At 70.0% G+C, this 23092-nt stretch carries 21 protein-coding genes; 18 read left to right on the top strand and 3 right to left on the bottom strand.

All coding sequences use genetic code 11. From position 1 onward, the window contains the following. The first annotated feature begins 317 nt into the window (after positions 1 to 317). The 11 genes from KS03_RS01890 (at position 318) to KS03_RS01840 (ending at position 11250) form a co-directional block, all read left to right on the top strand. The gene (locus KS03_RS01890) at positions 318 to 902 is read left to right on the top strand and encodes an HrpB1 family type III secretion system apparatus protein (RefSeq protein WP_012733105.1); all 585 of its coding nucleotides are present in this window, start codon (positions 318 to 320) and stop codon (positions 900 to 902) included. Between the two features lie 31 nt (positions 903 to 933). Continuing rightward, positions 934 to 1320 (top strand): type III secretion protein HrpB2, encoded by a 387-nt coding sequence (locus tag KS03_RS01885; RefSeq protein WP_012733106.1) that lies wholly within the window; start codon positions 934 to 936, stop codon positions 1318 to 1320. 48 nt (positions 1321 to 1368) lie between these two features. After that, positions 1369 to 2211 carry a type III secretion system inner membrane ring lipoprotein SctJ gene (sctJ, locus tag KS03_RS01880; protein ID WP_012733107.1) on the top strand — a complete coding sequence of 281 codons (843 nt, stop codon included), beginning with the start codon at positions 1369 to 1371 and terminating at the stop codon, positions 2209 to 2211. Positions 2212 to 2230: 19 nt separating this feature from the next. After that, the gene (locus KS03_RS01875) at positions 2231 to 2971 is read left to right on the top strand and encodes a type III secretion protein HrpB4 (protein ID WP_012733108.1); all 741 of its coding nucleotides are present in this window, start codon (positions 2231 to 2233) and stop codon (positions 2969 to 2971) included. A gap of 41 nt (positions 2972 to 3012) precedes the next feature. Next, positions 3013 to 4002, top strand: a complete 990-nt coding sequence (sctL, locus tag KS03_RS01870; RefSeq protein ID WP_230674396.1) for a type III secretion system stator protein SctL — start codon at positions 3013 to 3015, stop codon at positions 4000 to 4002. Then, on the top strand, positions 3999 to 5351 hold the full coding sequence (gene sctN, locus KS03_RS01865; protein WP_012733110.1) for a type III secretion system ATPase SctN: 1353 nt from the start codon (positions 3999 to 4001) through the stop codon (positions 5349 to 5351). The genes sctL and sctN overlap by 4 nt, the downstream gene beginning before the upstream one ends. Further along, positions 5348 to 5872, top strand: coding sequence for a type III secretion protein (locus KS03_RS01860; protein ID WP_017433147.1), 525 nt, complete (start codon positions 5348 to 5350; stop codon positions 5870 to 5872). The genes sctN and KS03_RS01860 overlap by 4 nt, the downstream gene beginning before the upstream one ends. After that, positions 5869 to 6702 carry a type III secretion system export apparatus subunit SctT gene (gene sctT / locus KS03_RS01855; protein WP_012733112.1) on the top strand — a complete coding sequence of 278 codons (834 nt, stop codon included), beginning with the start codon at positions 5869 to 5871 and terminating at the stop codon, positions 6700 to 6702. The genes KS03_RS01860 and sctT overlap by 4 nt, the downstream gene beginning before the upstream one ends. Before the next feature lie 227 nt (positions 6703 to 6929). Then, positions 6930 to 8372, top strand: a complete 1443-nt coding sequence (locus tag KS03_RS01850; protein ID WP_017433146.1) for a helix-turn-helix transcriptional regulator — start codon at positions 6930 to 6932, stop codon at positions 8370 to 8372. A gap of 37 nt (positions 8373 to 8409) precedes the next feature. Then, positions 8410 to 10227, top strand: a complete 1818-nt coding sequence (gene sctC, locus KS03_RS01845; protein ID WP_012733114.1) for a type III secretion system outer membrane ring subunit SctC — start codon at positions 8410 to 8412, stop codon at positions 10225 to 10227. A 183-nt stretch (positions 10228 to 10410) separates the two neighbouring features. After that, positions 10411 to 11250, top strand: coding sequence for a phage tail tip lysozyme (locus tag KS03_RS01840; protein WP_051415295.1), 840 nt, complete (start codon positions 10411 to 10413; stop codon positions 11248 to 11250). A 128-nt stretch (positions 11251 to 11378) separates the two neighbouring features. Here the strand turns inward: KS03_RS01840 and KS03_RS01835 are convergent, their stop codons facing one another. Continuing rightward, a complete protein-coding gene (locus KS03_RS01835) occupies positions 11379 to 12383 on the bottom strand; it encodes a winged helix-turn-helix transcriptional regulator (RefSeq protein ID WP_230674395.1) in 1005 nt (334 codons plus the stop codon). A gap of 473 nt (positions 12384 to 12856) precedes the next feature. Next, a complete protein-coding gene (locus tag KS03_RS01830) occupies positions 12857 to 13816 on the bottom strand; it encodes a DUF3455 domain-containing protein (protein ID WP_232252197.1) in 960 nt (319 codons plus the stop codon). Positions 13817 to 13853: 37 nt separating this feature from the next. Between KS03_RS01830 and KS03_RS01825 the strand changes: the two genes are divergently transcribed. The 3 genes from KS03_RS01825 (at position 13854) to KS03_RS01815 (ending at position 17411) form a co-directional block, all read left to right on the top strand. Further along, a complete protein-coding gene (locus tag KS03_RS01825) occupies positions 13854 to 14939 on the top strand; it encodes a hypothetical protein (RefSeq protein WP_012733118.1) in 1086 nt (361 codons plus the stop codon). 157 nt (positions 14940 to 15096) lie between these two features. Continuing rightward, positions 15097 to 16899, top strand: coding sequence for a type III effector HrpK domain-containing protein (locus KS03_RS01820; RefSeq protein WP_232252195.1), 1803 nt, complete (start codon positions 15097 to 15099; stop codon positions 16897 to 16899). Positions 16900 to 16913: 14 nt separating this feature from the next. Continuing rightward, positions 16914 to 17411, top strand: coding sequence for a GNAT family N-acetyltransferase (locus KS03_RS01815; RefSeq protein ID WP_012733120.1), 498 nt, complete (start codon positions 16914 to 16916; stop codon positions 17409 to 17411). On the opposite strand, the gene KS03_RS33275 is transcribed toward KS03_RS01815, so the two are convergent. Beyond that, entirely contained in the window at positions 17330 to 18010 is a 681-nt protein-coding gene (locus KS03_RS33275; RefSeq protein WP_373419926.1) for a DDE-type integrase/transposase/recombinase, read from the bottom strand. The two genes, KS03_RS01815 and KS03_RS33275, sit on opposite strands and share 82 nt — an antisense overlap. A 262-nt stretch (positions 18011 to 18272) precedes the next feature. Between KS03_RS33275 and KS03_RS01810 the strand changes: the two genes are divergently transcribed. From KS03_RS01810 to KS03_RS01795, 4 genes are read left to right on the top strand one after another with little or no spacing between them, the layout of a single operon-like run. Then, positions 18273 to 21263 carry a type VI secretion system tip protein TssI/VgrG gene (locus KS03_RS01810; protein WP_012733121.1) on the top strand — a complete coding sequence of 997 codons (2991 nt, stop codon included), beginning with the start codon at positions 18273 to 18275 and terminating at the stop codon, positions 21261 to 21263. Continuing rightward, positions 21263 to 22132: an ankyrin repeat domain-containing protein gene (locus tag KS03_RS01805; protein ID WP_012733122.1), complete on the top strand. Its 870-nt coding sequence runs from the start codon at positions 21263 to 21265 to the stop codon at positions 22130 to 22132. The genes KS03_RS01810 and KS03_RS01805 overlap by 1 nt, the downstream gene beginning before the upstream one ends. After that, positions 22132 to 22566 (top strand): hypothetical protein, encoded by a 435-nt coding sequence (locus KS03_RS01800; protein WP_012733123.1) that lies wholly within the window; start codon positions 22132 to 22134, stop codon positions 22564 to 22566. The genes KS03_RS01805 and KS03_RS01800 overlap by 1 nt, the downstream gene beginning before the upstream one ends. A 52-nt stretch (positions 22567 to 22618) precedes the next feature. Further along, positions 22619 to 23089: a DUF1795 domain-containing protein gene (locus KS03_RS01795; RefSeq protein ID WP_012733124.1), complete on the top strand. Its 471-nt coding sequence runs from the start codon at positions 22619 to 22621 to the stop codon at positions 23087 to 23089. Positions 23090 to 23092 lie beyond the last annotated feature (3 nt).

Here is a 23092-nt window from a genome sequence, read left to right as displayed (position 1 = left end):
CCGACGCGAATCGGGCGCTGCGCATGCGAAGTCTCGCGCGGCGGGCGGCGACTGCCTGCGTGACGGCGGCCCGCCCAGGGCCGCCGCGGCGCGGCGCAACCGTTGCCCGGCGCGGCTTTGGGCATTGTGCGCGGGGCGCGTGCGAGGCGGGCGGCGGGGCCCGCGCGCCGCCGCCGCGGCCGCTCTCGGCAGGCTTCGCTTTCGGCGCGTCCGCTTCGCATCGCGCCCCGCGCGCGGCACGGCCGGTTGCTAAGGTTCCGTCGTGCGTCCGATCGACCCCGAGCGCGGCGCGAAGAATACCGCCAGGAGAATGCGCGATGACCAACGCCACACCCGATTACCTGAACTGCAGCCCGGAGATCGTCGGAGGACTGATCGAGACGGCCTCCGATGCGCTGTTGCAGACCTTCCCGAAGGTGTCGGTCGATCCCTACGACATCGAGCTGATGCTCGACGCGCTGCGCGTGCTGCGCCCGAAGGTGCCGGAAATCCAGATGCTCGACGGCATCCTGCACATGGTGCGCAACCACTGGGACGATGCGATCCTGGTGCTGCGCGAGGTCAGCGAGAGCGCGCCGCGCTTCGCCTACGCGAAGGCGCTGCTGGCGTTCTGCCTGTCCACCAAGGGTGACTCGGACTGGAAGATGGTGGCCAACGAGGTGCTCGAGGGCAGCCCGACGCGCGACACCGTCTCGCTGGTCAAGGCGCTGCATGCGCGCGAGGAGCTCGTCAACGCGGTGCAGGCGAGCCGCAACGGCAGCACCTTCATCACGCCCGCCTCGGTTGAGGAGCTCAACGAGGAGCTGGCCGCCCGCGGCGACAAGCCCGACGTCGCGCCGGTCGGCCAGCCGCCGTCGGCCGGCATCGAATCGCTGCCGTTCGGCGTCGCGCTGCGCGCCTGAGCGAGCTTTCTTCCCCGCACGGAGAACGCCGATGACCGCCATCGACCATTCCGCGGCGCTGCGCGCGTCGCTCGAGGCCCTCTCGAAGCCGGAAGCCGCGAGCGGTTCGCCCGCCGCGGCCGACAAGTTCAAGGCGCTGATGGAAAAGCCCTCGATGGCGCCGCCGCATGCCGAGCAGAGCCATTCGCTGGAAGTCGCCTCGAAGCTGGTGGCCGCGCAGGACGCGGAGCTGCAGCGCAGCGTCACCGACGCGGCCGAATTCATGCAGCGCGCCCCCGAGATGAGCCTCAACGAGATGAACGCCGGCTCGATCCGCCTCACCTACGAACTGGCCAGCACGCAGCTCGACATGGAAGCGAAGATGGGGGTGGTGAACGCGTCGAAGTCGTCGATCGAAACGCTGATGAAAAACCAGTGACCGCGCGGCGCCCGCGGGCGTCGCGCGGTCAGCCGCGGAAATTACCCCATGTCACAGTCACGGTCCGGATGGCGGCGCGCGTCCGTCGCGGGCGGGTTCGCGCTCTGCGCGCTGCTCGCCGGCTGCAAGAAGGAGCTGTACGGAAACCTGTCCGAGCAGGACGTCAACGAGATGGTCGTGGCGCTGCTCGAGAACGGGGTCGACGCGTCCAAGGAGACGCCCGACGCCGGCAAGACCTGGACGCTCGAGGTCGACGGCGACCAGATGGTGCGCGCGATGGAAGCGCTGCGCTCGCGCGGCCTGCCCAAGAGCCGCTTCGACAATCTCGGCGACCTGTTCAAGAAGGACGGCCTCGTCTCGACGCCGACCGAGGAGCGCGTGCGCTTCATCTATGGCATGTCGCAGGAGCTGTCGTCGACGCTCTCGAAGATCGACGGCGTGCTGGTGGCGCGCGTGCAGATCGTGCTGCCGAACAACGACCCGCTCGCGCAGACCATCAAGCCCTCGTCGGCGGCCGTGTTCATCAAGTACCGGCCCAATTCCGATGTCGGCGCGCTGGTGCCGCAGATCAAGACGCTGGTGATGCACAGCGTGGAGGGGCTCACCTACGACCAGGTCAGCGTGACGGCCGTGGCGGCCGATCCGTCCGACCTGGCGCGCCAGCCGCTTCCGCCGCGCGGCGGCCTGCCGGTGGTGTGGATCGTGAGCGGCGCTGCCGGGGCGATCCTGATCGTCGCGGCGGCGCTGCTGGTGGTGCTGCGCCGCCAGCTGCCGCAAGGCGACGGCCAGGACGGCGGCGCCGCGGGCGCGGACCTCCAGGAGCCGGCCACCGGCCTGCGCGGCAGGCTCGGCGCGCTGACCGCGCGGCTGCGCCCGCGCCCCGCGAACTGAGCGGCCCGCCGCGAACCGCATGGCGTCTGCTGCTTTCTATCCCCCGCAGCGCGTGGCCGCCGCGCTGAACGGCTATCGCGACAACCTCGACAGCGCGGCCCTGTGGGCCGACGCGTCGTGGTCCGCGCTGCCCGACGGCGGCTGGCGCGACGCGCTCGCCCGCGCCTCGGCCGCCGCGCGCCGCGCCTGCTCGCACGCGTTCGCGCGCGCGGCCGGCGTGCGCGAGCCGCCGTTCGGCGCGTTCGCCACGGCCGCCGTGCTCGGTCTGGCCGGCAGCGCGCCCGGCATCGGCCCGAAGCCCAATCTCGCGCTGCTCGACGCGCTGCCGACGGCGCAGGCACTCGCCGTGCTGCGCGTGCGTTCGCTGTCGTTCCGGCGCGCCGAGGTGCGCCGGCTGATCGACAGGCAGACGCGCTCGCGGCTGGCGGAGTGGACCGGCGTCCACCCCGACGCGATCGCGCAGGACCCGCATGCGGCCGACGCGCCCGACGTGGCCCACCTGACGATGAAGACCGGCCTGCCGCCGCTCGCCCGGCTCGACGCCACCGCGATGGCCGCCGAGGGCTGGCTGCTGCTCGCGCGTGACGCGGGCGGCGCGGCCGACTCGCGTCCGCCGTCGCTGACGCGGCTCGCGCTGCCGCGCGCGCTGGCGCCGCCGGCCTCGCTGCCGGCCGCGAGCGGCCTGGATGCGGCCGGTTCCGTGCGGCTGTTCGCGCGGATGCCCGAACTGATGCCGGAGGTGGCATGGCTATTTGGTTGAGCCGTCCGCGGGACGCCCATCACCCGCACGACCCGAGCGTGATGCCGGCCCGCCTGGGCGCGGCCGCCGACGTGCTGCCGCGCGAGACGTTCGGCACGCTGGTGTCGCTCGAGGACGCCTACGCGGCGCTCGCCGCCGATCGCGCCGCGCTGATCGAGGCCGCCCGCGACGAGGCCGAGCGGATCGTCGACGCGGGCCGCGAGCAGGCCGGCGAGATCCTCGACGCGGCCCAGCGCGAGCGCGACGCCGCCGCGCGCGCCGGCTATCGCGACGGCTACGACCGCGCGCTCGGCGACTGGATGGACCGGCTCGCCGACGTCGCGCACGCGCAGAACCAGCTGCAGGTGCGCATGCGCGAGCGGCTCGCCGACATCGTCGCCTCGGCCGTGGAGCAGATCGTGCGCACCGAGAACCGCGCGGCGCTGTTCGAGCGCGCGCTGGCCTCGGTCGAGCGGATCGTGGACGGCGCGACCTATCTGCGCGTGGCCGTGCATCCCGACGATCTCGACAGCGCCAAGGACACCTTCGACCGGCTCGCCACGCGCTGGCGCGAGCTGGGCCGGCCGATCCCGATGTCGGTGGTGGGCGACAAGCGGCTCGCGCCCGGCAGCTGCGTCTGCGAATCCGATTTCGGCGCCGTGGACGCGAGCCTCGACACCCAGCTGCGCGCGATGCACGGCGCGGTGTCGCGCGCGCTCAAGCGCACGCTGGCCGAGATCGAGTCGGCCGCGCCGGACGAGGGCGCGCCCGGCGCCGATCCGCGGGGCGGTGCGGGCGGTGCGGGCGGCGCGCCTGCGGCCGTCGGCGACGATCCCTATGCGGCAGCGGACGGCCCGGCCCGGGGCGACGCGGATCCGTATGCGAGCCCGGATGCCGATCCGTATGCGGCGCAGGGCTATCTGCCCGACGAACGCCACCGCGCTCCGCAGCCGAGCACGCAGGGCTATCTGCCCGACGAGCGCCACCGCGACCCGCAGCCGGCCCAGGGCGATCCCTGCGCCACGTCTGCCCAGGCCGGAGGCGGCCGATGAACCTGTCCTGGCTGTCGCGCACCGACGATTTCGAGCGGCTGACCGACGCGATCGAGCGCGAGATCCTCGCCGTGCCCGCCGTGGCGCGCACCGGCAAGGTCATGGAAGTGGTCGGCACGGTGATCAAGGTGTCCGGCCTCGACGTCACGCTCGGCGAACTCTGCGAGCTGCGCGCGCCCGACGGCACGCTGCTGCAGCGCGCCGAGGTGGTGGGCTTCACGCGCGACGTGGCGCTGCTCTCGCCGTTCTCGCGGCTCGAGAACGTGTCGCGCGCCACCCAGGTGATCGGCCTCGGCCGGCCGCTGTCGATCCAGGTCGGCGACCAGTTGCTCGGCCGCGTGCTCGACGGCCTCGGCGAGCCGATCGACGGCGGCCCGCCGCTCGACTCCGACGACTGGCGCCCGGTGATCGTGCAGCCGCCCGACCCGATGAAGCGGCGCATGGTGGACACGCCGATGCCCACCGGCGTGCGCGTGGTCGATGCCATGATGACGCTCGGCGAAGGGCAGCGGATGGGCATCTTCGCGCCGGCCGGCGTCGGCAAGTCGACGCTGATGGGCATGTTCGCGCGCGGCGCGGCCTGCGACATCAACGTGATCGCGCTGATCGGCGAACGGGGCCGCGAAGTGCGCGAATTCATCGAGCTGATCCTCGGCCCGGAGGGCATGGCGCGTTCGGTGGTGGTGTGCGCGACCTCGGACCGTTCGTCGATGGAGCGCGCCAAGGCCGCGCACACGGCCACCGCGATCGCCGAATACTTCCGCGACCGCGGCCTGCGCGTGCTGCTGATGATGGATTCGCTGACGCGTTTCGCGCGTGCCGGCCGCGAGATCGGCCTGGCCGCGGGCGAGCCGCCGGCGCGGCGCGGCTTCCCGCCCTCGGTGTTCGCCGAGCTGCCGCGCCTGCTGGAGCGCACCGGCATGGGCGCGACCGGCTCGATCACGGCGCTCTACACGGTGCTGGCCGAGGACGAGACGGGCGGCGACCCGGTGGCCGAGGAAGTGCGAGGCATCCTGGACGGCCACATGATCCTGTCGCGCGAGATCGCGGCGAAGAACCAGTATCCGGCGATCGACGTGCTCGGCAGCCTGTCGCGCGTGATGTCGCTGGTGGTGCCCGATGCGCACGCGCGCGCGGCCTCGCGGATTCGCGAGCTGATGGCCAAGCATCGCGAGGTGGAGGTGCTGCTGCAGGTGGGCGAATACCAGCCCGGCCAGAACCCGCTCGCCGACGAGGCGATCCAGAAGGCCGACGCGATCCGCGCGTTCCTCTGCCAGCGCACCCGCGACTACGCGCCCTACGACGAAACCGGCGCGTATCTGCACGAACTGTCCGGGGTGAGCGCATGAGCGCCGACGCACGCCTGGCACGCGACCGCCGCGCGATCGCGCTGAACCGCGCGAGCGAGCGCCGCCGCAAGCAGAACGACGCGCTGCGCGCGCAGCTCGTCGCGCAGCGCGCCGCGCTCGCGCAGCGCGAGGCCGACCTCGCGGTCGCGCACGAGCAGGTGGAGCGCGATCTGGCGGCCGTGCAGTCGATCAACGACCAGCTCGACGCGATGACCACCGGCGCGGCGCCGTTCGTGCTCGACGACTTCAGTGCCTGCAGGAGCGTGCTGGGCATCGCCAGCGAGCGGCTCCACGCGAGCGAGGCGCAGCTGGAGGCGGCGCGCCAGGCGGTGGACGACGCGGCCGCCGCGATCGCCGGGACCAACCGCACGATCGCGCGCAACCTCGGCAGCGTGGATGCCTGCCAGCAGCGCATCGCGGCGATGCGGCGCGGCTACCAGCGCGCCGAGGACGACGCGGCCGACGACGAGGCCGAGGATGGCGTGCTGGCGCGCCGCGCGCGCGACCGGGCGGCTGCGTGAGTCCGACGCTGCAGGTCCTGCCCGACGTGACCCGTCTCGTGATGGGTTATCTGACGCTGATCGGCGTCTGCTCGGTGCGCCTGTTCGTGATCGTGACGATCTTCCCGCCGTCGGCCGACGGCGTGCTGCAAGGCCCGGTGCGCAACGCCATCGTGCTGCTGTTCAGCACCTTCGTGGCCTACGGCCAGCCGCTCGCGTTTGCCGACGGGCTGCATGGCGCGGCACTCGTCGAGATCGGCCTGCGCGAGGGGATGATCGGGCTGGTGCTCGGCTTCGCGGCCTCGTCGGTATTCTGGGTGGCCGAATGCGCCGGCTACTACATCGACGACCTGACCGGCTACAACAATGCGCAGGTGCAGAACCCGCTGCGCAACGAGCAGGCCACGCCGACCGCCACGCTGCTGCAGCAGGTGGCCACGATGGCGTTCTGGAGCCTCGGCGGCATGACCTTCCTGCTCGGCACGCTCTATCAGTCATATCACTGGTGGCCGCTCAACGCGCCGACCATCGACGTGTCGAACGTGCTCGAGGCCTTCGCGATGAAGCAGACCGATACGCTGATGCAGCAGGTGGCCAAGCTCGCCGCTCCGGCCGTGATGATTTTGCTGCTGATCGACTTCGCCTTCGCGTTCGCGGCGAAGTCGGCCAGCAAGCTCGAACTGATGGGCCTGAGCCAGCCCGTGAAGGGCGCGGTGGCGGTGCTGCTGCTGGCGCTGTTCGTCGGCGTGTTCGTCGATCAGGTACGCGACCAGCTCACGCTGAGCGCGTTCACCTCGCAATTCCAGGCCTGGGCCGATGCCGCGCGCGACGGCGCCGCTCATACAAAGTGAGGTTTCGTGCGCCAAAAGTGCCGCGCGCGCGAGGCAGGCCGGCAAGAAGTTCGCCTGAGCAATCATGAGACTCGCACGAGGCCGTGCCCCGCCGTGCGCGAATCTCAAATCGGCATCATTGCTGAAGATTGCTCAGCCAAACTGAGAGTTCGAAAACGAGGCCCCGACTACATTGCTCGAACTGCGCCGCGATCCGGTGCCCAGGCAACAGCAAGGAGAGTCGCCTCATGTTTTCGATGCTCTATTTTCCGGTGGTGTCCGCGCTGGCCGCGTCCGACGAGGATGCCGGCTCCGATGTCGCGGCCCGCGCGGTCGATTCGATCCTCGACGGCGAATTCGCCGCCGCGGTGCAGCAGTCGGGCCGCCGTCTGGACGAGTCGGCCGCGGGCGTGAGCGCGCGGGATCTGCAGTGGCACGCCGATCTGCAACTGGTGCTCGGCTTCGACGCCGAGGCCGAGGATGCCTACCGCCGCGCGCAGCGCCGGATGCGTGCCTCGAAGGCCGAGATTCGCGTCGCCACCTGCCGCAACGCCGCGTGGCAGGCGCTGTTCCGCCATCGCATCGGTACCGCGCTGGCCTGTTTCGCGCGCGCCGCCGAAGAGACCGAGGCCCACCCGGCGCGCCGCATCGAGGCACGCATCGGCATCGCCTGCGCGCTGCACGAGCTGGGCCGCACGCGTGAGGCGCTCGACGCGCTCGCCGAAGTGGTGCCCACCAGCACGCGCTGGCGCGAGCTGGTCACGGCGCTGCGCTTCGACCTGATCGCGCAGCACGAGCTGCGCTGCGCCAATGCCCTGCACGATCACGTCTACTGGCGCTCGGCCGCGCTGGCGAGTCCGGCCGCCTACGTGGCCGCGCCGCGCATCGGCTTCGCCGAGGCGCTGCAGGCCGCCGCTGCCGGCGTGCGCGCGCCGCTGCTGGCCGCGCGCGTGGCCTACCTGCGCGCCCTGCGCAGCGTGGCGGGCGGCGATCGCGACGCGATCGCCAAGGTCTGCGCCTATCTCGAACGGATTCGCGAGCAGGGCTTCGCCGACTACCAGCGCGCGGTGCGCCTGGAGATCGCGCTGGCCACCTTCGTCGGCGACGCGCCGCATGTCGCGCAGAGCATCGTCGAGCCGCTGCACCAGGGCGTGCGCGGCTCCGACACCGGCCATCGCCAGCTCGAATATCTCTATTGCTCGGCCAAGCTGCGCGAGACCCAGGGCCGCGCCCAGGAATCGCTGCAGTGGTACAGCCGCTACGCGCTGGTGGCGATGCAGTGCCTGCGCGAGGATTCGCACGTGCGCACCCCGGCGCTCGACCGCCAGCCGAAGGCCGCGCCCGACGACGTCAGCGCGCGGCTGCCGGCGAAGTACCGGCGCGCCTATCGCTACGTGCTCGACAACCTCGATCGCGCCGACCTGTCGGTGCGCGAGATCGCCACCCAGATCGGCGTGACCGAGCGGGCGCTGCAAAGCGCGTTCAAGAGCTGCCTGGGCCTCTCGCCGAGCGAGCTGATCCGCACGCGCCGCATGGAGCGCATCCGCGAGGCGCTGATCGACCACGCCGACGCGGGTGACCAGCGCGTGCTCGAGACCGCGCGCCGCTGGGGCGTGCAAAGCCGCTCGACGCTGGTGACGGGCTATCGCAAGCAATTCCGCGAAGCGCCCTCCGAGACGCTCGAGCGCTGAACCCCGCTTCTCCCACCTTTCTTTCCGATTCGACACCATGAGAGTGAAGCAGCTTGCTGCCGCCGCGTGCCTCGCGGCGGCGACCCTCGCCTGCCTGCCCGGCGCGGCCGACGCGGCGCCCGTGCGCTGGCGCAGCGCTACCGTCCACGTGCAGCTCGACGGCAAGGATCTGAAGGACGTACTGCGCGATTTCGCGGCCAGCCAGGGGATCGCGGCCTCGATCGCGCAGAACGTGCAGGGCACCGTGACGGGCCGCTTCGACCTGTCGCCGCAGCGGTTCCTCGACACGCTCGCCTCGACCTTCGGCTTCATCTGGTTCTACGATGGCAACGTGCTGTCGATCAGCAGCGCGAACGACGTGACGCGCCAGGTGCTGCAGCTCGATCACAGCGAGATCGGCGCGCTGCGTTCGACGCTCAGGCAGATCGGTCTCGACGATCCGCGCTTCCCGCTCAGCTACGACGCCAGCTCGGGCACCGTGCTGGTGAGCGGCCCCGCGCAGTACGTGCAGATGGTGGCCGACGTGGCCTCCCGGCTCGATGCCAGCACCGCCCATCGCTCGGGCTCGGTGATCCGCATCTACAAGCTCAAGAACGCCTGGGCCACCGACCACACCGTGCAGGTGGACGGCAACAGCGTGACCGTGCCGGGCGTGGCCACCATCCTCGGCAACATGTACAGCGTGAAAGCGGGGTCGGGCGGCGGCCAGCCGAGCACGGCGCCGAACATGCAGCGCGTGCAGTCGATGAACGACGTGTCGGGCTCGTCGACCGGCTCGATCGGCGGCGGCAATGGCGGCGGCGTGCAGCCGCCGCCGCTGCCGCCCTCGATGATGGGCTCGCAGTCGGTGGGCGCCGCGGGGCAGGCGTTCGGCGGCGTCTACGACAACGGTGGCGGCGGCGGTTACACGCGGCGCCGGCGCGGCGGCGGCTTCGGCGACCTGAACGGCAACGACGTGGCGGTGACCAACGGCAGCGACGGCCTGCCGGTGATCCAGCCGGACCCGATCACCAACTCGGTGCTGATCCGCGACACGCCGGACCGCGTCGGCCAGTACGAGGACCTGATCCGGCAGCTCGACGTGCGCCCGCAGATCGTCGAGATCCAGGCGCACATCATCGAGATCGACGACAACACGCTGCAGCAGATCGGCGTGGACTGGCGCGCGCACGGCAGCCATCTCGACTTCCAGACCGGCAACGGGCAGGCCGCGCAGAACTCGTTCTCCACCGGCCAGCTGAACCCGACCTTCGGCTCCGTGCAGCAGGCCGGCCCCGGCAGCACCATCGTCAACGCCACGCCCGCGGGCGCCGCGATCTCGGCGGTGGTGGGCGGCGCGGGGCGCTACCTGCTGGCCAGCGTGAACGCGCTGCAGTCCAACTCGAAGGCGAAGATCGACGCGACCCCGCTGGTCGCGACGCTCGACAACGTCGAGGCCACCATGGACAACACCACCAAGTTCTACGTGCGGGTGCAGGGCTACACCTCGGCGGACCTCTACAGCGTGTCCACCGGCGTGTCGCTGCGCGTGCTGCCGCTCATCGTGCACGACCGCGACGGCACGCGCATCAAGCTCAGCGTCCACATCGAGAACGGTTCGCTGACCCAGCAGCAGGTGGACAACATTCCGGTGATCACGACCAGCCAGATCAACACGCAGGCCTTCGTCGGCGAGGGCGAGAGCCTGCTGATCGCCGGCTTCACCACCGACAAGACCGCCAACGGCGTGACGGGCGTGCCGTTCCTTTCGAAGATCCCGCTGCTCGGCGCGCTGTTCCGCAACAACAGCGACCAGCACAACCACAACGAAACCGTGTTCCTGCTGACGCCGCGCATCATCGACGCGGGCAGCTGAGCGGGCCGGTGCAGGCGCGGGCTCGCGGGACGGGGCCGGCCGCGAGGCGCTGCGCGCCGCGGGCCGGCCCCGCGCTCGTTTCGCATCGCAGGCGGGCGCTTCGTGCCGCGCGCGGGCCGCTTGCGGGGGCCTCCTTATAGTGCGATGTGTCGGCAGATCCGCCGTTCCAACCAGGAGTCGCCCATGTCGCTCATGATTTCCAGCCCCAGCCAGCCTTCGGGCCTCGACGCGCTGTCGTCGAGCGATCCGCTGGGCGGCGCGAACAGCGCCAGCAGCACGCAGATGAACCAGATCGCGCAGATCATCGCGCAACTGCTCCAGGACATCGCGCAGATGTCCCAGATCATTCAGATGCTCAAGCAGGCCGCGCAGCAGGGCGCCGGCTCCGGGCCCGGCGGGGGCGGTGCCGCAGGCGCAGGCGGTTTCGCGCCGGCGCAGAACCTGGCGGCCGCGCCGACGGGCGGCGGCGGTGGCGGCAGTATGCCGGCAGCGGGCGGCCCGGGCGCCGGCGCGCCGGTGGATGCCTCGCCTGGCACCACCGGCGCCGGCAGCGGCACGCCCGTCACGAGCCTCGGCGGCGACAACGCGAACCAGATCGCCAGCGCCCTGAAGGACGCGGGCTACAACGACAACGCGATCGCCGGCATTCTCGGCAATCTGCAGCAGGAAAGCGGCCTGCAGCCCGACATCAACCAGGGCGGCCAGACGGGCGGCCCGTCGTCGAACAACGCCGACGACAACGCGCACGGCTACGGCCTCGCGCAGTGGGGCGGCTCGCGCAAGGAGGCGCTCGAGCAGTTCGCGCAGCAGCAGGGCAAGCCGGTCACCGACCTCGGCACGCAGGTGCAGTTCATGATCAAGGAGGCCAACGACATGCCGGGGCTGAAGGACGCGATGAACAACGCGGGCTCCCCGCAGGCTGCCGCGGCGCTCTGGTGCCGGCAGTTCGAGGGCGCCACCGATCCGCAAATGCAGAACCGCAACCAGTACGCCGCGCAGTTCGCGCAGCAGCTGGGCGCCTGAGTCTCACCCGGTCCGGCGCGCGGGCGCCGGCATCACCGCCGGCGCCCGCGTAAACGACAACATCCCGCCGGCGGCGGGATGTTGCGGATGGCGGGACGGCGGGGCCGGCGGCCCCGGTGGTTGCAGGCTCAACCTTCGCTGCACGAGCCCGACAGCGTCGGCACGCGCAGCGGCTGGCCGGCTGCGGCGCCGTCGTCGTGTACGGCCTTCGCGATCATGGTGGCGCCGATGTGCCACGGGTTCGCATACGAGGCCCAGGGCTGCGCGAGCGAGGCCGTGAGGCTGTGGCGCGCATGCACCGTGGCCACCGCGCCTGGCGTGACAACGTTTGCGCGATCGGCTGGCAACGGCAGCCCACCGCAGGGCTGCGGTGCGCAGGCGGCCCCCGCCGCGGGCGTGCGCACCCCCAGGCTGTCGAGCTGGGCCTCGGCCAGCGCGTGCCGGGCCGCCTCCGCGTCGGCGTCGATCGCCACGCCGTCGGTCTGCTCGATCCGGTAGCCGTGCGCATACATGGTGCGCAGCGCGACGCCCGATTCTCCCGTCAGTTCCAGTTTGCGGCGCAGCTTGTAGATGTGCTGTTCCAGCCGCCGGCCGACGATATCCTCCGTGCTGCCCCAGATCGCGCCCGCCAGCTGGCGGCGCGTGACGTATTCGCCGGCGCGCGAGAACAGCAGCCAGGCGATCGCGAACTCGCGCGTGGTCACGCGCACGTTGCGGCCCGCGATCTGCACGGTGCTGGCCTGCTGGTCGAGCGTATAGGCGCCGAGCGTGACGCGCTGCTCGTCGCGCGGAGCGGGCTCCGCCTCCACGCGGCGCATCGCGCGAAAGGCGCGGGCCGCCAGCTCGTTGCGGTCGAAGGGCGCCAGCACCACGTCGTCGGCGCCGGTGTCGAAGGCGCGCTCGAGGCTGTCGCGATCGGTGAACGTGCCGACCACCAGCAGCGGCGCCCGCCGGCCGCCATAGAACGCGCGGCGTGCGAACACGGTGCGCGTGCCGTCAATGCCGGTGGCAGCGTCGACCAGGATCACCCGGTAATCGTCGCGGTAAAGGCCGCGCGCCAATGCGACGTCGTCCTCGAATTGGATGCATTCGACGGAGGCATCGAGAAAATGCTGGCGCAGTCGTTCAAACATGCTGACGTTGGGCGTTAATACGGCAAACTTCAACCTGAACCTCCTCTACTTGTCCCGACATGAAATGAATCGGCAGGCTACTGGCACGGAGCGAAAGTACAGGCATCGAAAACCCAGGGGTGTAACTTATTGTTAACCGCCGGGAAGAAATTGCCACGATTGGGGTGCCATTGAGGCATGTTTTTCGAATCATGGAATGCAATGTTTAGTTTTTCATCTAAACATCATGCCTTGATATGAAAATGTAAGCTTGCCGGGCGTTCCTTCAGACAAGTTTGTAAGAATTCCGTCAGATACCTGGAAACTGGTAGAGACCGGCATCATTCAGAAACTTTTCAGTTTGTAATGTTTGCTGATATTTGATGAGTAACGAAATGCGGGTGCCGAAACGGCGGCCGTGATAAGCGCTTGCCGGCGCGCGGAAATTCGAATCCGGAATGGCGCCGATTTACGCCTCGATCCCAACAGGTGCGTTATTGGGCAGGTGTGGCGCGGCGGTATAACAAATAGGTCGCGAAATACGGCACATAAAGCGTGGCGCCCTCGAGCGCGCAGCGGTCGCTGGCGGGCAGCCCGCCGCGCGTGTTGATGCGCAGCACGCTGCTGAGATGGGTCATGCGGCCGCCGCTGCCGTCGCGCGCGTTGGTGCTCGCGTGGACCTGATAGCGCGCCCACGGCAGCGCGCTCGCGTCGACGATGGCGGCGGTTTCGGTGCGGGCGACGGCGAAGCTGCCGTCGTAGGCGAGGAAGTAGCGGCCCGGCGCGATCGCGCCCACGTTGTGGCCGCGCGCATCCACCAGGGTGGCCTCGGGGCCGTAGGCGCGCCAGCGCAGCGCGTGGCCGGCCGCCTGGCCCGGCGCGTCGGTGTCGAGCGCCGCCACCTTGCGGCACCGGTAGACCTCGTCGCCGCCGGCGTGCAGCGTTTCCTGCCACTGCTCGGGCGTCGCGCCGCGCAGCGCGTCGGGCACGGCCGCGTCGGGCGGGCCGGGCGGCGCCGTGGCGCAGCCGGCCAGCAGCGCCAATGCGCAGGCGCCGAGCGCCATGCGCGCACGCGTGCCGCAGGACGCGCCGGCCGAGGGCGCGGCACCGGGTGGCGTGGTCGTGACGCCTTCGGGCGCGCGCGCGCGAGGGGCTTTGCGCCGGCAGGCAAGCCGGTCGGCGAACGGAAACACGTGCATGGCCGCGAGACGCAGAGTCGGTAAGCCGCTATCAGAGCGCAACCCGATGGCGCCGGCGCGCGGCGATACGAAGCGCTGCGCGGCGAGGCGCAACGACTCGCCGCGCGTGGCCGGCGAGCGCGGCGCACGGTTGGCCCCCGCTTCGCATTTCCGGCACGCGATTCGGATCGGCGAAGCGCCGAGGCGCGGCCGTTGTCTAGTATTGGCGACGGCATTGCGCCTCCTATGACAGGCGGCGTGTGGCGTGTAGGACAAGGCGTCGTTTCTCGGAACACATCATAGGAGGCCATAGATGAATCTCCCTAGCGGACTTGGCGTCAGCCAGCCGATCCAGCCGTCGCTCGGCAGCCTTGGCGGCGTGTCGGGCATGGCATCGCAGATCGAGTCGTCGCTGCAGCAGGTCCAGAGCCAGTTGGAGCAGGTGCTCGGTGCGTTGATGCAGGGGTACATGTCGCAGATCCAGAGCCTGATGCAGCAGGCCCGGAACGCACTGCCGAACGCGGGCGGCGAAGCCGGCGGCGCCGGCGCGCCGACGGGCGGCGCGGGGCTGCCGAGCACGGCCGGCAGCGGCGAGGGCGTGGCCGGCAACGGCGCGATCGGCGCGGGCGGCATCGGCCAGATCGATACCTCGGGCATGACCACGCAGTCGGCGGCGGGCGCGCTGTCGGCATACATGCAGCAGAACGGCATCGATCCGATCACGCCGAACCAGCTCTACCAACTGGCGATGAACCCGCCGGCCGGCACGCCGCCGGACGTGTCGAAGGCCGCGGCGTTCATGCTGCAGAACCCGGACGTGTTCCAGGCGATCGAGACGCACGACGTGGCGTCCACCGATGGCAAGGCCGGCATCGGCGACATGCAATGGGCCGCGCAGGGCGGGCTCGACGATCTGCAGTCCGCGCAGTCCGCGCAGTCCACGCAGGCCGCACCGGCCATGTCGGACGGCTCGCCGATGACGATGCAGTCGGCGGCCGGCGCGCTGTCGGCCTACTTCCAGCAGCAGGGCACGAAGAGCGTCGACCCGAACGCGATGTACCAGCTGGCGATGGACCCGCCGGCCGGCACCCCGCCGGACGTGCAGAACGCCGCCAAGGCGCTGCTTGCCAGCCCGCAAGCCTACAAGGCGATCGAGACCGCCGACAGGGCGGGCGCGGACGGCCTGTCGGCCACCTCGAACTTCAGCAAGGCCGCGCAGGGCGAAGTGCAGATGCCGGCCTCGACGGCCACCGCCTCCGCGTCGCCGGCGCTCGAGGGCTTCCACCCGCAGATGCTGATGAGCATGCAGGGCCTGGCCATGAACCCGTTCGGCGCGACGGGCGGCTTCGGCATGGGCGGCCCGCAGATGCCGAAGGCGCAGGACGACGACGTCGCCTGACGCCGGCGGCCCGCCGCCGCGGCGGCGGGCCGTTCGCAGCGGCTGTCACGCGCAGCGGCGGGCGCCGCTGCGGGTTTCCTTTTTCGAATTCTTCTCTTCCGTTCCCATGACCTCGCTCTCAACGCTCCCGTTTTCTCCGCCCGTCGCCGCCCCGTCGATGACGGGCGTGGCAGATCCGTCGAGCAGCCTGCAGGCCGGCATGCAGCAGCTCGAACAGATCGACTCGCAACTGCAGCAGATGGTGCGCGCCCTGATGTCGTCCGCGCAGCAACAGGAGGCCGGCGGCAATTCGGGCAGCAGCGACGCGACGCCGTCGAGCAGCCTGGCGATGCCGCAGACCGCCGCCGCCACGCTGCCGCAGGAGGGCGCGACGGGCGCGGGCGCGGGGGCCGCGAGCGGCGCGGCGACCGACGACGGCAAGTACGCGGCGCTCGACAGCTACAGCCAGGCCAACGACCAGTCCGATCTCGCGAAGTGGGCCGATCTCGCGCCGCCCGACCAGGGCGCCTCGCTCGAGCGTCCGCTCGCGGCGATGCAGATCCTGAGCGGCAAGGCCGGTCCCGACGGGCAGCCGCCCAGCGACGCGCAGAAGGCCGCCGCGATGCAGTTCGTCAACGACAACCCGTCGCTGAAGACGGCGCTGCAGAACACCGGCGCGCTGAAGTCCGACGGCACCATCGACACGAAGAAGATGAACGCGTTCATGGGCCAGGTCAGCACCAATCTCGATCAGGCCGATTCGGACATCAAGGACTACATGAAGAAGCATCCCGACGCGGATGCCGATTCGGTGAACGTCGAGCGTTCGGCGGGGCTGCTCAAGGCCTACAACGCGATCGCGGGCGAGTCCGAGGGCCACAAGTCGAACGGCAAGAACGGCCACAACTACACGCACGGCGGCAAGAGCGGCGGCGGCCTGACCACCCAGAAGCAGATCGAGGATCTGCAGAAGGACGCGGGCTTCAGCGCGTCGCTGAAGGCGGCCGCGCAGGCGTTCGGCTCCGACGGCGGGTTCGACGACCTGGATCGCAGCGGCGACGACAAGGCCACCAGCAAGCGCGACCAGGTCTACTCGACCAAGAACCTCGACCACTTCCTCCACGACGACGCGCCGACCACCCAGGCCGGCTCGCAGCAGTTCCTGCAGGACGCCAGCCTGCAGAACATCACCGGCAACACCGACATCAGCCAGCTCAACGGCGACGTGATCCAGAACCCGCAGAACTACACGCCGCAGCAGAAGGCGGCGGTGATGGTGAAGCTGATGGAGACCCTGGTGGACGTGCAGGCCGGCGGCTCGGACAAGCTGCGCAACGTCGACAAGACGGTGGCCGCGCTCCAGCAGGACATCCAGAAGCTCGCGAGCGACCCGGACACGGCCGCCTACCTGCAGCAGACGGTGCCGCCCGAGATGCAGCAGATGTCGGGCGAATTCCAGCAGGCGGGCGGCGTCGGCACGGCCGGCAGCGGCGCCGCCGACGGCACGGGCGGCACCACGGCCGCGGGCGGCAGCGGCCAGTCGGCCGGCCAGACCCTCGACGACGTGCACCGCGGGCTCAGCGACGCGAAGACGGTCACCGATACGCTGAGCGACCTCGCCAAGGGTGACGGCTTCATGGGCCTGGGCGGCGACAGCGCGGCGGCCGAGGCGGCCGGCGCGGCGGCGGCATCGGGCGGCGCGGAAGGCGCGGCCGAGGGCGCGGCGGTGGGTGCCGAGGCGGCCGAAGGCGCGGCGGCCGGCGTCGAGGGCGGCGCGGCGGCGGCCGAGGGCGTGGCCGGCGCGGTCGGCGGCGCGCTCGCGGCGGCCGCGCCGGTGATGGCGGTGGGCGCGGCCGTGGTCGGCGTGGCCGGCATCGTGTTCGCGATCGTCGAGGCCGTGAAGAAGCACAACGACCAGAAGAAGTTCGCCTCGAACGTGAACCCGACGCTGCAACAGTTCGGTATTCCGCTGCCGTCCTGATTCCCGGAGGCGCCATGCGCAATCTGGTATTCGACCGCCACGACGACGTCATGCGCTTCGTCGCGGCGCGCACCGGCGAGGAGCGCTACGACGACGCCAAGGCGATCGGACTCGCGAAGGACGGCGAACTGGTGGCCGGCGTGGTGTTCCAGGGGCACAACGGGCCGAACCTGCTGATGCATTTCGCGCTCGACGGCTCGCGCCACCTGATCACGGCGGCGTTCGTGGCCGCCGCGTTCCTCTATCCGTTCGCGATGCTCGGCTGCCGCCGCGTGACGGGGCTGGTGCGCGTGGACAACCTCGACGCGCAGCGCCTCGACGAGCATCTCGGCTTCGTGCGCGAGGGGGTGATGCGCGGCGCGGCCGGCGATGGCACCGACTTCATCCTGTACGGGATGCTGCGCGACGAGTGCCGCTATATTCGCGGGCGCTATCTGAAGGCATTTCTCAAGGAAACCGAAGCGCTTCCGGACGCGGCGCCCGCCGCGCGGACCGAGCGCGAGGCCGCGTAGCCGCGCTTGCCGCCGTGTTGCCGCCGCCGTTCGCGCCCCGGGCCGCGACTTGCTGTCGACGTGCCGCCTCGAGCGGCGGCGCGCGCACTCACGGCGAACCCTTGGGAAGGCCCGTGCGGCGAGGCGGATTCCGGTGACGGGCGCCACTTGCCTGTTTCAGACGGATTCCGGGTGAACTCGGTCAAGGCACGCCGCGCCGAGGGGCGCGCTTCGGCTCGCCCATCTCCTGCATGCATCGCTCGCGTTCGCGGGGCGGCTGAAGGCGGCGCTCGACGCGCCTCGTCACGCGGGCCGCGGCCGTCACGAATACAGGCTTGAGGTTGGCGAGCGCCAGTGTGCCAGCCTTGGCAGCCGCAGTGGCTGCGTAACCGGCCGGTGGCGCTCTTGCGCGGTGCCGGAAAGGCGGGCAGCACATCTTGGAAGAAGCGCTTCGCTGCGATCCTGTCGCGCCGCTTCTGCAGCAGGATAGCGAGCGCGGCACCGCGTTCCTCCAACCCCCGCCACCGCAGCCGGCGCTCGCCATGCCGATTCACGAATATCTCGTCCAGATAATCTGGTGGCCGCGGTAAAGCGCTGTTGATTTCATCGCCCCATCTCACGCCACCATACCCGCCAATATCGCGACGGCCGCGGAAATTATCGACTGATTCGAAATCAATCTCTTTGATTTCATTGGGATTTCGTCGGCTGCGTTGCGGAAAATCGTACCGAGACAATGCGAATTTCCATTGGCATCGAGTCGAAATTGCCGAATTGATTGAAACCCCATTTCAAAGTTTACTTTTTTTTCATTTTTCCCCTAAAGTTGCGGTGCCACGGACGGAAGGCCCTGCGGGGCGGAACCTGAGAAGAAGGAAAGACATGAGTACGGCGTCGTCAGGCGGCGTCCTGTCCAGCTTTGCGATCCCGCAGGGAGCACCGGCGGGACTCGGCGGGCTGGCGGGTTCGCTTGCCCCCCACATCGCTAGCCAGGCCGGCCCGGTGGCCGCGCTTGCCGGTCACGTCGATACCGTGCAGCGCGCGGTGCAATTGGCGCAGACAGGCTTCTCGCTGCTGCAGCGGCCGCCGGCCGCGATTGCCGATTCGATCAATCAGGCAGTGGCCGGCACCGCGAAGCTCACGCAGATGAACCGCTACGTCAGGCTCGACACCCTGCTCGGCGAGGACGTGCTGCTGGTGAGCGTGGCGGTGGTCGACGAGTACGTCAACCGCTTGCCCGAGATGCACCTCGATCTGCTCTCGCACCGCAACGATCTGAAGCCGGCCGACCTGATCGGCCAGCAGGTCCGGCTCAGGTTCGAGCCGCAATCCAAGCAATCGCTGCTGGCCGCCGCCACCGCCGTGAGCGGCGACGAGACGCGGTATTTCGACGGCTTCGTGGCCTCGTTCGACCGCGTCGGCAACCCGGGCAGAGTGACCCAGTATCACATGTCGGTGGTGCCGTGGTTCTGGTTCCTGACGCGCTCGACCGATTGCCGGATCTTTCAGGAGCAGACGGCGCAGGACATCCTGTCGACCGTGTTTGCCGATCACGGCTTCAGCGATTTCGCGTTCGACATCCAGTCCGAGCAAAAGCCGCTCGAATACGTGGTGATGTACCAGGAGTCCTATTACAACTTCTGCGCGCGGCTGATGGAGCAGGAAGGGCTGATCTGGACGCACCGCTACGAGAAGGACAAGCACGTCCTCGTGATCGGCGACAGCAACGCCATGTTCCGCCCGATCGAGGGGCTGGCCAGCGTGCCCTACGCCGACAGCGCGTCGAGCGAACACAATGGCATCGACCAGCTCAACCAGGGCGGCCATTTCGGCGTCGGCAAGATCATCTATCGCGACTTCAACCATCAGACGCCGTCGTCGCCGCTGATGATGGTCGAAGTCGAATCGACGCTCAAATACGCGCGGCTCGCCACGACCGAGCGCTTCGAACATCAATCGCTCTACGATCACGCCGCCGACGGAGACCGCTACGCGCGCCTGGCCATCGAGGCCGAGGAGGCGGAGGGGCAGCGCTACACGGGGCAGGGCTACGCATGGCGCATGACCACCGCCGGCAGCCTCAGCGTGACGGGCCATCCGGTGGCCGCCGACAATCAGGCCTACGTGATCCTGCAGGTGCGCCACGAGGCGGTCAACGACTACACCGCGCACGCGGCCAAGCTGCCGTACCGCAACAGCTTCGTGCTGCTGCCGCGGAAGGTTGCCTACCGCGCGCGGCGCGTCACCCCCAAGCCGCTGATCCAGGGCACGCAATCGGCCATCGTGGTCGGCCCGAAGGGCGAGCAGATCCATACCAACGGCAGTTGCGTGAAGCTGCATTTCCTGTGGGACCGGCGCGGCAAGCTCGATGGCTCCGATTCGATGTGGATCCGGGTGTCGCAGCCGTGGGCCGGCGCCGGCTGGGGGGCGGCCGCGATTCCGCGGATCGGCCAGGAAGTGCTGGTGGCCTTCAATCAGGGCGACCCGGACAACCCGGTGATCGTCGGCCGCGTGTTCAACGGCGAGCAGGGCAACCCGTACCACGGCGCGGCTGGCCAGACGATGGGCATCAAGAGCCAGACGCACAAGGGCGAAGGTTCGAACGAACTGCGCTTCTCCGACGTGAACGGCAGCCAGGAAGTATTCCTGCACGCCCAGAAGGACATGAACACGGTCATCAAGGACGCCGAGACGCATACCGTCGAGGCCGGCTCGCGCACCGTCTCGCTGCTCAAGGGCAGTGAATCCAAGCGGATCCTCGAAGGCGGCATGACCGAGACGATTGCGCTGACCCGCGACACCTCGGCGAACGTCATCAATACCAAGGCGATCGCCAGCAAGGCCGGCCCCGGCATGCAGAGCCACCAGGCCAGCGACGGCATCGAGCACCGCGTGGGCGAAAGCGTCGTGACGATGACGCCCGACGGCATCAAGCTGAGCCACGGCCCGTCGACGATCCTGATCAACGCGAACGGCATCTATCTCGACGGCCCGGTCATCCACCTGAACCAGGGCAGCGTGCAGACGCCCGAGCAGGCGCTGGCGCTGCAGTGGGCCGCCGCGCAGGCCATGATCGCGCAGGGCCTCGCCAGCTCGGACCCGGCCACGCGCGCGGCGGCCTCGCAGCTGGCCCAGTCGCTCAAGGCGCAGCAGCTCGCCAAGCTGGCCGATCACGTCTATCACCCGAACGATCCGCCGCCTACCGGCTGGAAGGCGATCGGCAACGATCCCGAGGCGCTGAAGGCCTACGGACTCAAGCCGAGCGACCTGCATAAGCCCGGCAGCAACTTCGGCGCGCAGATGTACGTGCCCGATCCGGCCGTGTTCGGCGACACCATGAAGCCGACCATCGCGTTCAAGGGCACGCAGCAATTGTTCGGCGAGGACATGAGCAACAACCTCGCGCAGGGCCTCGGCAACGATTCGCCGTATTACCGCAACGCCGTCACGATCGGCAAGGATCTCCAGACCTCCGGCGCCGCGTCGGGCGTCGATCTCACCGGGCACTCGCTCGGCGGCGGGCTGGCCTCGGCCGCCTCGGAAGCCAGCGGCTCGTCGGCCATCACGTTCAACGCAGCGGGACTCGATCCGGGCACGGTCGCGCAATACGGCGGCACCGCGCAGGCCAGCAACATCATCGCCTACCGCGTCGACGGCGATATCCTGACGGGCATGCAGGAAGGCCGCCTCGGGCCGATCAGCGACGGCACGGCCGCGCTGATGCCCAAGGCGGCCGGCACCCCGGTGACGCTCGACGGCACCAGCGTGACCACCGTCGGCCGCCATTTGATGGGCGAGGTGTCGAACGGCCTGGGCGAGCAGGTTTCCAGGGACGAACTGAATCTCGCCTCCCATCTGAATTCATCGAATTGATGCGATACAGGAATGCAATTGCCGCCGGCACCGTCGCCACGCTGATCGGCGCGGCGCTGCCGCTCGGCTGGCCCACTCAAGCCCAAGGGATCACCATGACCGGCTTCAAACGCTATGCACCGGAAGCGTTCTTCTCGGGGCAGCAGCTCACGCTGGCCCAGGCCATTCACGACGGCAACCTCGCCGGCGTGCAGCAGCTCGCGCCGAAGACGGACCTGAACACGCCGGGCGCGAAGCACACCACGCTGCTGTCGTATGCGGTGCAGGAAATCGTGCCGGTCAAGAACGACGCGGCCAGCCCGCGCTACCAGATCATCGCGGTGCTGCTGAAGAACGGTGCCGACCCGAAGGCCAGCCTCGGCCCGGACGGCGGCTCGGTCGCCGAGCTCTCGCTACGCGCCGATACGCCGAACCTGCTGCGCGTGCTGCTGAACGGCGGCCTCGATCCGAACTGGCTCTACAACGGCGACACGCCGATGCTGTTCGAGGTGGCCGAGAACAGGCTGCTGCCGCAGTTGAAGCTGCTGATCGAGCACAAGGCCAATGTCAACGCGCGCGATTCGCTCGGCAAGACGGCGCTGTTCCAGGCGACGATGACCCAGCAATGGGACACCGTCGACTACCTGCTCGCGCACGGCGCCGATCCGAAGGTGGCGAGCGAACTGGGCGTGTCCTACGGCTGGGTGCTGCAGAACGAACTGAAAAATCACGCCGCGCCCGATTCGCCGGCCGCCGCGCGTATCGAGCAGATCCGCCGCAAGATCGTCGCGGCCGGCGCGCCGTGGCCGCCGCTCGATCCCCAAGCCCAGCGCGCGGCCATGCGTGCGCGCGGCGAGAAGGTCGTGACGCCGGCCGGCCAGGCCGACTGATGGCCGATCCGATCGAGATGCTGCCGGCCGTCGGGCGGCGCGCGGTGCTCGGCGCGTCCGTGGCGGGCTATGTGCTGTCGCTGCTGCTGCCGGCGATGTATTTCAAAAAGGAGCCGGCGCTGAGCGGCCTGGCGCTGCTCGGGCAGGGCTGGTTGGGCCTGCTGACGCTCAATCCGGCGTGGCTGGCCAATCCGCTCTACCTGTTCGCGGCCGTGCAGCTCGCGCGGCGCCGCGACGGCCGGGCCGCGGCGTTCGGCGGCGCCGCGCTGGCGTGCGCGCTGTGCTCGTTCTTCACGAAGCACTGGTATTTCAGCGAGGCCAGTGCGACGCCGATCGCCGGCCTCGGGATCGGTTTTTACGTGTGGCTGCTGGCGCTGGCGGCCTTGCTGCTGGGCAGCCTGCGCCTGCGCCGGAGCGCCGCCGCGACGCACTGAGTGACGCGCGGGCCTTCGCTTCATTCGATTTCTTCTGACACGGGCAGTTTGCATGACGGATTCCGACAACCGTATCCGCATCCACGAAGGCAGCATCGCGCTGCCGGCCGGTTTCGAGGATCGGACCACCAATCTCTTCGTGCCGGCCGACCTGGCCGCGCAGCCGAACCTCAGCGTCGCGCGCGACTGGCTGAAGGACGGCGAAGCGCTCGACGCCTACGTCGATCGCCAGAACGCGTTGCTCAAATCGCGGCTGCAGGGCTATCGCCTGATCGCGCGCGCGGCCGAGCGGCTCGGCGTGGAAGACGGCGGCATCGCCGGCGAACGGCTCGACACCGCCTATCGCAACGGCGCGCGGACCGTGTTCCAGCGGCAGGCGGCGTTCGTCGTCGCGCCGGGGCGCGTACTGATCTTCACGGCGTCGAGCGCGAAGAGCTTCGGCGCCACCTACGACGCGCTCTGGCGCGACTGGCTCGACGGCTATCGGCCGGATGCGCCGGGCTCGGCGCCGGCCCGCGCCTGACCC

The sequence above is a fragment of the Burkholderia glumae LMG 2196 = ATCC 33617 genome (genome assembly GCF_000960995.1).
Classification (GTDB): Bacteria; Pseudomonadota; Gammaproteobacteria; order Burkholderiales; family Burkholderiaceae; genus Burkholderia; species Burkholderia glumae.
This window is presented reverse-complemented; position numbering and strand designations above follow the sequence as displayed.